A 14,125-nucleotide genomic window follows, 5' to 3' on the forward strand; every position below is an offset into this window, starting at 1 on the left:
AAAAAGCCAAAAGTAGTATTTATAATTGGGAAATGTTGTGGAGGATATTTTAGTTTTAGCAGTAATTATGATGGATTAATGCTGATTATCTGGTATATTTTATAAAAACAACTATTACTGCAACCAACAATAAGAGAATAATAATGTAATTAGGATCTGCATAATTAGCATGCCAGCCAAATTCTTTTATTCTTTTTGGAAAATAAGATCTCTTGTCTTTTGGGTTATAATAAAACATTCCCCATATCCAGTTATCCGGATCGTTTTCCCATTCATTTTTAGTTTCTTGGCTAGGTTCGTTATAGTCTTTCATAATTTATAGTTATGTTGTTGACTTTTTTATAAAAATTAAAGTTAGTTAAAAATTATGATTTAAGAATAATCTTAGTTTTTTGTTTGTTAATAAAATCTTTGTTTTAATATTTTGAAATAGTAGTAGTATCATAAATCAATCTTTTTTTTAGCTTTGTCTGCATCTAACCAACTTAAATTATGGATACTGGTAAAGAACTTTTATTCTTTTTTAGTGCTTTGGGAGCTTTCAACGGAATTATTCTTGGGGTTTACTTTTTCTTCTTTACAAAGAAAAAATACCTGACTAATTATTTCTTGGGCGCACTATTGTTTGCATTAAGTATTCGAATAGGCAAATCAGTATTTGTATATTTTGATCCCACCTTGCCTAAAATGTATTTGCAATTTGGGTTAACGGCTTGTTTTTTTATTGGGCCGTGTTTGTATTACTTTTTAAGATCGGCGGTTGAAGAAATAAATGTGATGCCAAAATCATGGAAATTTGCATTACTATTTTGGGGAATTTTGATTGTCGTTGTTGGCGTTTTATATTCATATGAAGATTATCCAAAACTTTGGGGACGCTATTTAATTAGGTTTATTTATTTTCAATGGTTCGTTTATATTGTTTTTTCAGGATATACCATTCGAACAATTCTGAAGAAAATAATAGATCCAAGACAAAAAACAAATCCTGCCGAAGTGTGGTTTGGAATGCTTTTTCTGGGTAATTTTCTTTTATTTCTCTTTTATTTCCTTTCAATTATGGGTGCTCCGGGAGCAACTTATATTAGCGGCGCAGTTGTGTTTTCTTTTATTTTATATCTGATTATTTCTATTCTTTTATACCGAAAAAAAGCAGACGATTTGTTTCTGCTGAACAATCAAAAGTATTCAGGTAAAAAAATAGATTCGGCTGAAGCCAAAATTTTATCTGAAAAATTAGAAAAGATAATGAGCGACAAAAGTTTATACAAAAACCCGAACCTAAGTTTACAAGATTTATCACAGGAACTTACTATTTCGAGTCATCAATTATCACAGTTTTTAAATAATAATTTAGGAAAGAACTTTACCAGTTTTATAAACGAATTCAGAATAAAAGAAGCCTGCTCAATTATTGCTTCGAATGATAAACTGACTTTGGAATCGATTGGTTACGACGTAGGTTTTAATTCAAAATCGACATTTTTTGCAGCTTTTAAAAAACATACTGGAACAACGCCATTAAATTATCAGCTTCAGGCTTTACAAACTTAGGTTATGAATATTGGTAAAGAAATATTATTCTTTTTTGGTGCTTTGGGCGCATTCAACGGATTTATTCTGAGTGCGTACTTTTTCTTTTTTACCAGAAAAAAATATCTGACTAATCTTTTTCTAGGCTCGTTGCTTTTAGCTTTAAGTATCAGGGTTACTGTCACGGTTTTTGTTTATTTTAATAATGCGTTGCTAAAAACGTATCTTCAAATCGGACTTTCGTCTTGTTTATTAATTGGCCCTTTTTTATATTATTTTTTAAAAGCGGGAATTCATTCTATTAATAAAATTCCTAAAACATGGAAATATCATTTGATGATTTGGTTCATTGCGATTTTTGGCATTGGATTTTTATTTCCATATCAAAATTATCCGGTTTTATGGAACGACTATTTTGTAGCATTAATTTTTCTGCAATGGTTTAGTTACCTTTTTATATCAGGTTTTGAAAGTCGAATATTGCTTCAAAAAATGATTCAACACTATAATAATACGACTCCGGCAGAAAAATGGTTCGGAATGATTTACTTAGGTAACGCGATTATTTTTCTTTTTTATTTTCTGGGCTTTGCCAGAGTTTCGTTTATTTCGTGCGTTACAGGTTGTTTATCCTTTACATTTATTTTATATCTGGCTTTTTCGATTCTTTTATACCGAAAAAAAACGGACGATTTGTTTCTGTTGAATATCTCAAAAGACAAAAAATCAGATCCAAAAGAAGCATCAATTTTAGCAGAAAAATTAGAAAAAATAATGCTGGAAAAGAGTTTATACAAAAACCCGAATTTGAGTTTACAGGATTTATCCAATGAAATAAATATTTCAAGCCATCAATTATCACAATTTTTAAACAATAATCTGGGCAAGAATTTTACAAGTTTTGTAAATGAATTTAGAATAAAAGAGGCTTGCAAAACCATAGTTTCAAATGATAAGCTCACATTAGAATCTATCGGCTATGATGTTGGTTTTAATTCGAAATCAACCTTTTTTGCTGCCTTTAAAAAACATACCGGAACAACGCCTTTAAACTTTCAAATTCAGGGATTTCAAGCCTAAAACAGAGTATTGATTTATAAAATCGTACTCCTGAAATCTCTTTCCATTACCTCGTTTCGCGGTTTTGAGCTGACTTTTGTCACTACAAAAAGTCAAATCCTCAATCGCAAAATTTATGAAGTTTTTAATCTCAGTTTTCATTCTTATTTATTGTTTTGTTTTTGCCTCGACAAATGCAAATGCACAAACTAAACCAACGATTCAGCCGAAAGTCGAACCTCAAAATAATGAGTTAAACGAAGTTGTAATAAAAAGACAGGCTTCCTTAATAAAGTACGGAGCAAACGGCAATATTGATGTAAACGTTGCCAACACCTTATTGGCCACAAGCAGTTCTGTAAATGAAGTATTAAGCAGAGTTCCGAACGTTGTCGTTGCCGAAGGACAAATTAGTGTTCTGGGAAAAGGTGAAGCCATTATTTACCTGAACGGAATTTTGATTAATTACGAACGTTTTGCCGCGATTCCGGTTTCACAAATTTTAAAAATAGAAGTAATCTCCAATCCATCTTCAAAATATGATGCAGAAGGAAAAGCGGTGATCAATATTATTACCAAAAGAAATATCGAAAACGGAATAATGGGAACGGCAAGCCAGCAAGTTACAGTTTCAGAATTTGCTGGAACAAGCACCAATACACTTTTAGATTTTAATTATACAAAAGGAAAATTTTCGTTTATAACCAATTACGGATTACAATTAGGAAAAGGCAGAGAACTTTTATACACAACAAGAACACGGCCAAATCCTGATGAATTTATGCGATCTCAACTAACCACAGATTGGAAACGTCAGTTTAATAATTACTCCAATTTTGGTTTTGGATTGCAATATGCTTTTTCTGATAAGGATTATATTTCTCTGGCTTATAGCGGAAATATTGAAGATTTGGGCGGAGTTGTTGAAAGCCGAAATTCAATTGAAGATAATACAGGAACTAATTTTTATGCAACGGATATTGCTAAAAATGATGTTTTACTAAATCAGTTCATCAATTTAAATTACAATATGATCACGGATGCTAAAGGTTCATCATTATTTATAGGAACTCAATATTCAAATTATAATGGAACCATACATGACTTCATTAACGAGAACAGTCTTGAAAATGAGGTTAATACCGAAAAATACTTAAAGAATAATGTTGCTAATGGTATAAATATAATAATGGCACAGGTAGATTATTCTAAAAAAAACAATAAAAACACAAAGCTGGAAACAGGAGCAAAGTTTAGTCATGCGACTATAAATTCGGGCACAGATTTTTTGATTGCAAATCCGGAAGACGAAGTTTTTGAGTTGGATAGTGAACTCTCAAGTGATTTCTCTTATAAAGAAAAAATTGGTGCAGCGTATTTTAATTATGGAAATTCCTGGGGCGAAAAGTTTAATTTTTCGGTTGGTGCACGTGGTGAGTACACAAATTATGAATTATTTACAAACGCAAACGGAAGCAGAAAATTCAGTAAAAGTTACGGAAATATTTTTCCGAACCTGCTTTTAAATTTCGATCTCTCGGATGATTTAAAAGCTCACGCTTCGTATGTTTCCAGAATTACAAGACCAAGATATCAGGCATTAAATCCGTATGTTATTTATCAGGATCCGTTTACGACAATTGAAGGAAATCCGAATTTATTGCCCGAAAAAATTCATGCTTTTGAAATTGGAGCGATGTACAAAAAGTTTGATTTTAAAATGGGATATACCTATAAAACAGATCCTATTTCTGCCGCAGCTTTACGTGGCGATACACCAAACAGTTATATTTTGAGATCTTTAAATCTCGAGAAAGAGCATTCTTATTTTGCTTCAATTTCAAGATCGTTTACTTCAAAATGGTGGACTTCTACCAATACCGTAAGTATGAATTTAACCAAAGCGGTTGATAATGCATATGCCTACGCTTTAGGACCTGTAAAACCTCAAATCTATTTGTATTCGAATAATACGTTTACAATTCCGGATTGGTTTAAAATTCAATTGCTTGCCTGGTATTTGGGCGATAAAAGTTACGGTTTACGAAGCGATAATAGCAGATCAACAGTTACCTTAGGTATTGAAAGAAACTTTTTTAAAGATGCCTTAAAACTCAATTTCACGGCAAATGATATTTTTCACGATTTTATGGTTTCAGGAAATTATACAGTCGGGCAAACCGAAATTTATTATCACAGAACTTATACCTCAAATTACTTTAAATTGATCGCAACTTATAGTTTCGGGAATTCTAAAAAGACAAATTATAAGAAATCTGAGATTGGGGAGACGGAGAATAATAGAGCGAGGTAATGCAAAAAGGTTTCACGAAAGTGAAACCTTTTACTATGAATTTTAAATTAACCTATTTTGTTTGTGATCTCTCCTTCGAAATGACATAAAATGAGAAAAACTTTGCGTCTTCGCGTCTTTGCGCGAAATATGTTAGCGTTACTTACCTTCTAAAAGTCTTAATTAAGTTCCTTAGTCACAATTTGCATTGTTTCTCTACTCACTTGTTTCAATAAAACAGCTTTATTTTCTTCAACTGTTTGTGCGGCGTTTTCTGTAAAGTGACGAATTGTATATAAAGTCACATTTTCGCTATAATCTACTTTGAATTTTTTCGAAAGAATGGCATTCAAATCATTAAAATTTCCAAATTTATCTTCTACACAAACAGAAAAACTAATCGCCGAGTTCTGAATTAAGTTTACTTTGATTTTGAATTCGTGGAATAAACCAAAAATCTCGCTAATATTTTCTTCCATGATAAAAGAAAAATCTATTGATGAAAGAGAAATTAAAAGCTGTTCTCTTTTTACAATAAAACATGGATATTGCGGCTCAAGATCAACACCTTTAGAAACGCAGGTTCCTTTGAGTAATGGATTGATGAAAGATTTTACATATAATGGAATCTCTTTTTTCTGTAAAGGCTGTAATGTTTTTGGGTGAATAACCGTCGCGCCGTAAAAAGCCAATTCGATTGCTTCACGATACGAAATTTGGTTTAGCAAACTCGCATTTTCAAAATAACGCGGATCTGCATTCATAACTCCGGGAACGTCTTTCCAAATTGTTACGCTTTCGGCTCCAAGGCAATAAGCAAAAATTCCGGCAGTGTAATCAGAACCTTCACGACCAAGAGTTGTAGTGAAATTGTTTTCATCAGCACCTAAAAATCCTTGTGTAATATTTAAAGTTTTTCTTGGTACATTTTTGCTGATAAGCTCTTCTGTTGCTTCCCAGTCTACTTCGGCATCTCTATAGTTTGCATTTGTTTTGATGAAATTACGAACGTCAAGCCAATTTGTCTGGATACCCATAAAATTCATGAAATGACTTAAAATTGTAGTCGAAATCAATTCTCCAAAACTCACAATCTGATCATAAACGAAATTGTAATTTGGAGATTTATTATGTGCCAAAAAATATTCCAGTTCAGTAAACTGAGCATCTACGGCAGCAAAAACTTCATGTTTTTCATTTTCAAATAAATCTAATACTATTTGATTGTGATAATTTTTAATTTCCTGTACAGATGAATTCAACTCTGGTGATTGATCAAAATAATTCTTGATAACAACTTCAAGAGCATTTGTGGTTTTTCCCATAGCCGAAACTACCAAAATCACATCTTCATAACCCACTTTTTGTAAAACGTCATATACGTTTTTAATTCCCGCAGCATCTTTTACCGATGCACCACCAAATTTAAATACTCTCATTATTAATTTTAGATTTTTAATTTTAGATTTCAAATGAATGAAATCTGCTATTTTTTATGGTTGCCACGAATTTCACAAATTAACACAAATTAAATTCGTGTAGATTCGTGAAATTCGTGGCTAATATTTTTTTAATTTTTCTCTAAGAAAGAATTAATTCCGTCCTGATCCATTTGAACAACTTGCCATCCGTCAAGAATTCTTGCGCCAGAATTCTTGTAGAAATTTACAGCCGGTGTATTCCAGTCCAAAACATTCCATTCAACTCTTCTCACATTATCTTTTTTTCCCTGTTTCATAATTTCGGCATAAAGTGCAGATCCCAAACCGGTACCACGCATTTTTTCCTTTACAATTAAGTCTTCAAGGTGAATTGTTTTTCCTTTCCAGGTAGAGTAACGGTAGTAGTATAATGCGATTCCAACAATTTCTTTTTGCTGTTTCTCACTTTCAATTTCGGCTACAAAAACATTAAATAATGGTTTTTCGCCAAAACCGTCACGTATTAAATCTTCTTCGGTTATAACAACAGCTTCAGGCTCTTTTTCGAATATTGCCAACTCCTGTATCAGTTCCAAAACCGCTTTCATGTCTTCAGGATTTCCCTTTCTAATATTCATTATTCTTATTATTAATTATTTATAAAGCCAAAAAATATGCTTTTACTGTATTCTTTTTGCCTTTAATTAGCAAATATACAATAGTAGCAAACTAACAAAATAATTTTTAAATCATTCTCACAAAATAAGCGATATTTGTGACTTAAAATTAAAACTATAACGATATAGCAATGGAAGAACGCAATAAAACACTGGGAGAGTTTATTATTGAGAACCAAAAAGCATTTCAGTATTCGTCGGGAGAACTTTCCCGAATACTCAACTCTATACGTTTGGCGGCAAAGGTCGTCAACTATAAAGTTAACAAAGCCGGGTTAGTGGATATTATTGGCGCCGTGGGCGAACAAAATATTCAGGGAGAAGAGCAGCAAAAATTAGATGTGTATGCAAACGAAGTATTTATTCAGACGTTAATAAACCGTGAGATTGTCTGTGGAATTGCTTCAGAAGAAAATGACGATTTTATAACAGTTCAGGGGAGCGACAACTGTCATAATAATAAGTACGTTATCTTAATGGATCCGCTTGACGGATCTTCAAATATTGATGTCAATGTTTCTCTGGGAACTATTTTTTCGGTTTTTAGAAGAATCACACCAATTGGTACTCCGGTTACAAGCGAGGATTTTTTACAACCGGGAGTAAATCAGGTGGCGGCAGGATATGTAATTTACGGAACATCGACCATGTTGGTTTATACAACAGGTTTTGGCGTAAATGGTTTTACACTGAATCCGGCAATCGGAACGTTTTATTTGTCACATCCAAATATGAAATTTCCAAAAGACGGACATATTTATTCTGTAAACGAAGGAAACTATGTGCATTTTCCGCAGGGCGTAAAAAACTACATTAAATATTGCCAGCGTGAAGAAGATGACAGACCTTATACTTCAAGATATATTGGAAGTCTGGTTTCTGATTTTCATCGAAATATGATCAAAGGCGGGATTTATATTTATCCAACAAGTTCAAAAGCACCAAAAGGAAAGCTACGTTTGTTATATGAATGTAATCCGATGGCATTTATTGCCGAACAGGCTGGAGGAAAAGCAACAGACGGTTTTGGAAGAATTATGGAAATCCAGCCAACGGAATTGCATCAAAGAGTTCCTTTTTTCTGCGGAAGTCAAAATATGGTAGAAAAAGCTGAGCAATTTATGGCAGAAGCTGAATAGTTTACAGTCTCAGTTTTCAGTTACAGCAAACCCGACAGATTTTAAAAATCTGTCGGGTTTATACTTTAATTTCGATCTTAGTTTTGGACTCAATTTAAAACTGTAAACTGAGACTGTAAACTGAATACTATTTATGCATGTGCTGCATTTCGTAAACAAAAGTGTCAGCATCTACTTTTTTGTCTACTAAGGACAATGCTTTTGCAATGATATAATTTACGTTGCTTGGCGTAAAACCTAAAGCAATTCCTAACTTTCTTAACATTACCTCTTGTTGGTCTTCAAGATGATGATCAACATGCACCATTCTTGTTAAATCGTATAAACGCTCTAATCGCTGAACATGTAAATAAGGAGGATTGATTGGGTATTTTAATGGGTCGTTTAGAATTTCTTCGTATTCAGTTTCTGAAATTTCTAAACGTGAAGCTAATTTATCTAAGAAATTTTTTTCTTCAGGATGAACAATTCCATCTGCTAATGCTACACGAACAATAGCTGAAAAGTGACCTTTATTTCTTTGTTTGAATTCGCTATCGAATAAATCTGAAAATGACATAATTATGGAGTTTTATATCACGCAAATATAAATCTTATTTTAAATTAATAATTTTAATTTTCTCATAAAATTTAACTTTATTTTCTACGTTGATTTAATATCGGGGTTTCTCAGTTTTTTCAAAATAAATCGTAAGTTTACCACCCCTTAATCAATTAATACCATTATACCTATGTCAGAATTTTGGATTTATTTTCAGATAGGATTGAAGCACGTTTTAGATATTCACGCTTATGATCACGTTCTTTTTTTAATCGCATTAACAGTTCCTTATACCTTTAAAGACTGGAAAAGAATTTTACTTTTGGTTACAGTTTTCACAGTTGGTCATACCTTAGCTCTGGTGCTTTCTGTTTTTGGAATCATAGCCGTAAAAGTAAGCCTGGTTGAGTTTTTAATTCCTACTACAATTCTCATAACCGCTTTTTTCCATCTTTTTACAGCAGGAAAAGCAACTAAAAATGACGGACTGAACTTGATATTTTTTGTAACATTGTTTTTTGGGATAATTCACGGACTTGGTTTCTCCAATTATTTTAAAACAATTTTAGGAGGTTCCGCAACATCAAAATTACTACCTTTAGGGGAATTTGCGTTGGGTATCGAAACTGCACAACTAGTTGTTGTTTTTGTAGTTTTGTTATTATCATATATAGTGCAAACCGTATTTCGTTTTTCAAAACGCGATTGGGCACTTGTAATGTCGGCTTTTATTATCGGAGTTGTAATTCCGATGATTGTAGAAAGCCCAATTTGGAACAGATAAAATTAAATGGAAATAAAATTAAATAAATACGATAAAGCGTATCTTCGAATTGCCAAAGAATGGAGTTTGCTATCTTATTGCAAGCGTAAACAAGTAGGCGCGATTATCGTAAAAGATCGAATGATTATCTCTGATGGTTACAACGGTACACCATCGGGATTTGAAAATTGCTGCGAAGACGAAGACGGATTAACGCGCTGGGATGTTCTGCATGCCGAAGCAAATGCGATTTTAAAAGTAGCACGATCAACACAATCCTGTGAAGGAGCAACATTGTATATTACACTTTCGCCCTGCAAAGAATGCAGTAAATTAATACATCAGTCAGGGATAAAAAGAGTTGTTTATCAGGATGGTTATCGTGACGATTCAGGAATTCAGTTTTTAATAAAAGCAGGTATCGAAGTTGAACATATTCCTGTTTTAGAAGAATAAATGAAATTTAATCCAACATATTTACCCATCGTTATAGGAGCTACTTTTGCTCTTGGTACAATTGTCGGAAGCATGACCAGTGCTCCTGCCGATGACCAGCTTTTGGCTAAAACCAGTTCAAAAACCAAGCTAAATAAACTGATTGATTTTATCAATAATGAATATGTTGATAAAGTGAACACAGACTCTATTGTAAATCTTACTGTAGATAATATTTTATCAAAATTGGATCCGCATTCTGTTTACATCCCGCCAAGCGAACAAGCAGAAGTTGCCGAAAGTATGAAAGGTGATTTTGTGGGAATAGGAATCAATTTTTATATGTATCGGGATTCTGTAGCGATTATCAGGCCGGTTGAAAATGGACCTTCGGCGAAAGCCGGACTAAAATCTGGAGACCGAATTTTATTTGCCGGAAAAACGAAATTATTTGGACGAAAATTACCTTCTGACAGTTTGTTTTCGAAATTGAAAGGCATAAAAGGTTCTGAGATTGAATTGACCGTTTTTAGAAAATCGGAAAAAAAGAAACTCAAGTTTAAAATTAAGAGAGATATTATTCCGCTAAAAAGTGTCGACGCTTCTTTATTATTGGATAATAAAACAGGTTACATTAAAATCAATCGTTTTGCCGAAACTACTTATAAAGAATTCAAAACCGGATTAACAAGATTAAAGCAAAACGGGATTCAGTCACTCGTAATTGATCTTCGCGATAATGGAGGCGGTTATATGGAAGAAGCTGTGGCTATTGCCGATGAGTTTTTGAAAGATAAACAAATGATCGTTTTTACCAAAAACAAAAACGGAACAACCGAAAACACATATGCTACACAAGCCGGCAGTTTCGAAACTGGAAAAGTATATATTTTAATTAATGAAAATAGTGCCTCGGCAAGTGAAATTTTAGCCGGTGCGATTCAGGATAATGATCGCGGAACTATTGTTGGACGACGTTCTTTCGGAAAAGGATTGGTACAACGTGAAATGGATTTCAACGACGGATCTGCAGTTCGATTAACCGTGGCAAGATATTACACGCCAACCGGAAGATCGATTCAAAAACCGTATAAAAAAGGAAACGAAGAATATTATAAGGAATCTGAAGATCGTATAAAATCTGGAGAACTTTATGCAAAAGACAGTATAAAAGTAGCCGATTCCTTAAAGTTTAAAACACCAAAAGGTAAAATTGTTTACGGCGGCGGCGGAATCGTTCCGGATGTTTTTGTACCGATGGAAGCTGAACACGGAAATGAAAATGTCGCTTATTTATTGCAAACGGGAATAGTAGGGCATTTTGTTTTTGAAGAATTAGATAAAAACAGAAATGCATTTGCAGGACTTCATTTTAATGAGTTCCTAAACAAAATGAAAGGTTCTGATGCCTATTTCAAAAAGTTTCAAAACTATATTTTAATGACTGGTTTAGATTTAAAATTAGATAAAACAAAAGCATTGGTAAATCGCTACATTACAGCAGAATTTGCCCGACAATTATACGGAGAGCTGTATTATTATGATGTGATTTTGAAAGAAGATGCCATGATTAAAACAGTTTTAAATCCGAAGAAAAAATAATTTAATTTTTTTTGATATGAAAACAGAAGAAGTTGTTAATGCAGAAATCGAACTTTTAACGGCAATCAAAAAAGCAGATGTTCCAGTTTTAGAAAGAATGCTTCATGACGATTTGTTATTCAATTTGCCTGACGGAAATACCATTACCAAAGAATTTGATTTGGAATCTTATCGTTTGGGTAAAATGAAGGTCGAAACGCTGGAAGCTTCAGATCAACTTATTAATATTATAGATGATGTTGCAGTTGTTGCTGTAACCGTTTCATTAAGGGGAACTTATGATGGTAATCCGTTAGGTGGTGCTTATCGTTATGTTAGAGTTTGGAAACAGTTTAATGAAGATCTTCAGGTAATTGCCGGAAGCTGTGTCGTTTTGCAATAATTCAAATAATAATAATTTTTTAAAGTATAATATAACATTTAAAGTCGCAGTCTTAGCGAACTTTACCAGATAAATAATTTAAAAAATTTGCGTCCCAAAGCTTCGGGATTCGTAAAACTTTGCGAGCTTTGCGGTTAAATTTTAATACACACAATACAAATATGAAAAATCTAAAAAGAATAAGTGCATTAGTAATTTTAATGGCTTTTGTAATTTCTTGTACAGCTATGAAAGATACCAATAAGGCCATCTCAGGAAAAGTAGAATCGGTAGAATCAGGAAAAGATGGTTACACAGCAAAAGTTATAACTGATACAAAAGAAGTTTATTTTGCAACAATCAGCATTGTAAATGTCGGCGGACCTCAAAACTACAAACAAGTTAAAATAGGAGATCAGGTTTCATTAAAAGGAGAAATCTGGAAAACTGACGACGAAAAACACATGAAAGTACAAGAGATTGTTTCAGTGAAATAACAACATAAATTTATTTTTAAACCACATAAGTTATATAAGTTCATATAATCTATGCGCAAAGCATTTTATATGAACTTATATAACTTATGTGGTTTAATTTTTTAATGAAATATATGTTTTGCCAATAATAATTGATACTAGAGCTTAATAAACTTAATATCTTAATGGTAAATATAAAAACTTATGGTTTGAAATTTTATCGAATGCTATCGTGGGCGTGAGTTTGTATACCGTTATTCCATAAAGTCAGAATATCGGTTGCAACAGCGGCACCACTTCCTGCGGCAATAGCCAGTTGACTTCTCCAGCCTGCAAGAGTTCCAATAACATAAAGGCCATCAGCGACTTTATGATCGTCGTTTTTTAGCTGAATACGTTGTTTTTCTGGTAATGCTTTTTTGTGAGGTTCAACATATTGCATTAAACCTTCGATATCAAAAGTATTGGCAGAACCAATTCCGATTACGATATTTTTAGTTTTGTATGAGTTTTTATTCGTAATTACAGTGAATTCAGGAAAAGATCCCTCAACTTTAATTACTTTTTCATTTGCAATCTGAGTAATATGAGGATAAGTCAGTGCCAAATCCTGTGTGCTTTCTATAAGTAAATCAGATCCTAATTTACCTGGTGTAATTCCGTAAGCATTGTAGAAAATTGCTTCCTGTAAAGAAGAATTTTTTTGATGTGTAAAAATCCCGATTTTTTTATCGGTAACAAAAGCTTTGTTTTTGGCAGACCCCAATACGAGAGCACAGGACATGCCAGAAACGCCTCCGCCGATAATTAAAACATCAAACATATTATCTACCGTTCATTTTTTCTTCAATTCTTTTTGAAATTCTAAAAATCAAAAGAATTAAAACGGCACAAAAAGAAGCGGCTATTCCAATAAAAGCAACGGCACTATCTCCCTGAAAAGGATTTTTAAAGTCTAACAATGTAATGTTAAAAACGATTAAAGCTAAAGCTAAAAGTACTAATATGGAAGTGAAAATTTTCATATGGCTATTTTGTTTGTCTAAAATAATAAGTAAAACCTTTTGACGTAAAATTGTCTTAAAGTTGTATTTAGAAATTTTAATGGGGGTAAATTTATAAAAATAAACGTTAGACGAACAAACCTTTAACATTAGCGGCGAATAATTTAACAGCAATCGCTAAAAGTATCACTCCAAATGTCTTGCGAACCACGCCAAGTCCGTTTTCTCCTAATAAATCTTCGATTTTTTTAGAAGATTTTAAAACGATATAAACAAGGATGATATTGAGTAAAATAGCAATCACAATATTTATGGTATGAAATTGCGACCTAAGTGATAATAAAGTAGTCATTGTTCCGGCTCCGGCAATTAGTGGGAAAGCCAATGGAACGATAGAGGCAGATCCAGGTTCTTCATCGCGAAAAATTCTAAGTCCTAAAATCATTTCTAAAGCAAGAAAAAATAAGACAAAAGAACCCGCAACAGCAAACGAATGAACATCGATACCTATTAGGTTAAGAAAGCCTTCTCCAACAAAAAGAAAAACAATCATAATGGTTCCTGCAACAATAGTAGCTTTCTCAGATTCAATATGACCAACTTTCGCTCTTAAATTCACAATAATCGGAATAGAACCCACAATATCAATTACAGCAAAAAGTACCATTCCAACAGTAATTATTTCTTTAAAGTCGATTTCTAACATATTACTTTGATTTTAAGCGTTTAAAATTTTTGCAAAGGTAGATAATAAAGGTAGGTGTTTTTTCTATACGATGTGTTTTTGTTATAAAAACACGTTTTGTTGGTTAAAAAAGTGA

General features: G+C 32.8%; 16 protein-coding genes. 9 read left to right on the forward strand and 7 right to left on the reverse strand.

Annotated features, from left to right (window positions below):
* Window positions 1–85 precede the first annotated feature (85 nt).
* A complete protein-coding gene (locus BUE22_RS20135; protein ID WP_073397755.1) occupies window positions 86–313 on the reverse strand; it encodes a hypothetical protein in 228 nt (75 codons plus the stop codon).
* Window positions 314–492: 179 nt separating this feature from the next.
* Here BUE22_RS20135 and BUE22_RS20140 point away from each other — a divergent pair, with 179 nt between their 5' ends.
* The 3 genes from BUE22_RS20140 to BUE22_RS20150 all read left to right on the forward strand — a co-directional run bounded on the left by BUE22_RS20140 (window position 493) and on the right by BUE22_RS20150 (window position 4,906).
* Window positions 493–1,554 (forward strand): helix-turn-helix domain-containing protein, encoded by a 1,062-nt coding sequence (locus BUE22_RS20140; RefSeq protein WP_073397757.1) that lies wholly within the window; start codon window positions 493–495, stop codon window positions 1,552–1,554.
* A 3-nt stretch (window positions 1,555–1,557) separates the two neighbouring features.
* The gene (locus BUE22_RS20145; protein WP_073397759.1) at window positions 1,558–2,613 is read left to right on the forward strand and encodes a helix-turn-helix domain-containing protein; all 1,056 of its coding nucleotides are present in this window, start codon (window positions 1,558–1,560) and stop codon (window positions 2,611–2,613) included.
* A 115-nt stretch (window positions 2,614–2,728) separates the two neighbouring features.
* Complete coding sequence (locus BUE22_RS20150) at window positions 2,729–4,906, forward strand: TonB-dependent receptor domain-containing protein (RefSeq protein ID WP_073397761.1); 2,178 nt, start codon at window positions 2,729–2,731, stop codon at window positions 4,904–4,906.
* 158 nt (window positions 4,907–5,064) lie between these two features.
* On the opposite strand, the gene BUE22_RS20155 is transcribed toward BUE22_RS20150, so the two are convergent.
* Complete coding sequence (locus tag BUE22_RS20155; protein WP_073397763.1) at window positions 5,065–6,324, reverse strand: aspartate kinase; 1,260 nt, start codon at window positions 6,322–6,324, stop codon at window positions 5,065–5,067.
* 131 nt (window positions 6,325–6,455) lie between these two features.
* A complete protein-coding gene (locus tag BUE22_RS20160; protein ID WP_073397765.1) occupies window positions 6,456–6,944 on the reverse strand; it encodes a GNAT family N-acetyltransferase in 489 nt (162 codons plus the stop codon).
* Between the two features lie 170 nt (window positions 6,945–7,114).
* On the opposite strand from BUE22_RS20160, the gene fbp reads away from it, so the two are divergent.
* A complete protein-coding gene (fbp, locus tag BUE22_RS20165; RefSeq protein ID WP_042563649.1) occupies window positions 7,115–8,122 on the forward strand; it encodes a class 1 fructose-bisphosphatase in 1,008 nt (335 codons plus the stop codon).
* Between the two features lie 127 nt (window positions 8,123–8,249).
* Here fbp and BUE22_RS20170 read toward each other — a convergent pair whose 3' ends face one another.
* Window positions 8,250–8,681: a tellurite resistance TerB family protein gene (locus BUE22_RS20170; protein WP_042563650.1), complete on the reverse strand. Its 432-nt coding sequence runs from the start codon at window positions 8,679–8,681 to the stop codon at window positions 8,250–8,252.
* Window positions 8,682–8,853: 172 nt separating this feature from the next.
* Between BUE22_RS20170 and BUE22_RS20175 the strand changes: the two genes are divergently transcribed.
* The 5 genes from BUE22_RS20175 (at window position 8,854) to BUE22_RS20195 (ending at window position 12,321) form a co-directional block, all read left to right on the forward strand.
* Window positions 8,854–9,447 carry a HupE/UreJ family protein gene (locus BUE22_RS20175; RefSeq protein ID WP_073397767.1) on the forward strand — a complete coding sequence of 198 codons (594 nt, stop codon included), beginning with the start codon at window positions 8,854–8,856 and terminating at the stop codon, window positions 9,445–9,447.
* Window positions 9,448–9,453: 6 nt separating this feature from the next.
* On the forward strand, window positions 9,454–9,882 hold the full coding sequence (locus BUE22_RS20180) for a deoxycytidylate deaminase (protein WP_042563652.1): 429 nt from the start codon (window positions 9,454–9,456) through the stop codon (window positions 9,880–9,882).
* On the forward strand, window positions 9,883–11,463 hold the full coding sequence (locus BUE22_RS20185; protein WP_073397769.1) for a S41 family peptidase: 1,581 nt from the start codon (window positions 9,883–9,885) through the stop codon (window positions 11,461–11,463).
* A gap of 16 nt (window positions 11,464–11,479) precedes the next feature.
* Window positions 11,480–11,845: a nuclear transport factor 2 family protein gene (locus tag BUE22_RS20190; RefSeq protein WP_073397771.1), complete on the forward strand. Its 366-nt coding sequence runs from the start codon at window positions 11,480–11,482 to the stop codon at window positions 11,843–11,845.
* Window positions 11,846–12,006: 161 nt separating this feature from the next.
* On the forward strand, window positions 12,007–12,321 hold the full coding sequence (locus tag BUE22_RS20195) for a hypothetical protein (RefSeq protein WP_042563655.1): 315 nt from the start codon (window positions 12,007–12,009) through the stop codon (window positions 12,319–12,321).
* A 196-nt stretch (window positions 12,322–12,517) separates the two neighbouring features.
* Here BUE22_RS20195 and BUE22_RS20200 read toward each other — a convergent pair whose 3' ends face one another.
* The 3 genes from BUE22_RS20200 to BUE22_RS20210 form a co-directional block, all read right to left on the reverse strand.
* Window positions 12,518–13,123: an FAD-dependent oxidoreductase gene (locus BUE22_RS20200; RefSeq protein ID WP_073397773.1), complete on the reverse strand. Its 606-nt coding sequence runs from the start codon at window positions 13,121–13,123 to the stop codon at window positions 12,518–12,520.
* A gap of 1 nt (window position 13,124) precedes the next feature.
* Window positions 13,125–13,325, reverse strand: a complete 201-nt coding sequence (locus BUE22_RS20205) for a hypothetical protein (RefSeq protein ID WP_042563701.1) — start codon at window positions 13,323–13,325, stop codon at window positions 13,125–13,127.
* Window positions 13,326–13,431: 106 nt separating this feature from the next.
* A complete protein-coding gene (locus BUE22_RS20210; protein WP_042563657.1) occupies window positions 13,432–14,010 on the reverse strand; it encodes a MarC family protein in 579 nt (192 codons plus the stop codon).
* Window positions 14,011–14,125: the final 115 nt, after the last annotated feature.

It is taken from the genome of Flavobacterium pectinovorum (genome assembly GCF_900142715.1).
In the GTDB taxonomy this organism is placed as follows: Bacteria; Bacteroidota; Bacteroidia; order Flavobacteriales; family Flavobacteriaceae; genus Flavobacterium; species Flavobacterium pectinovorum.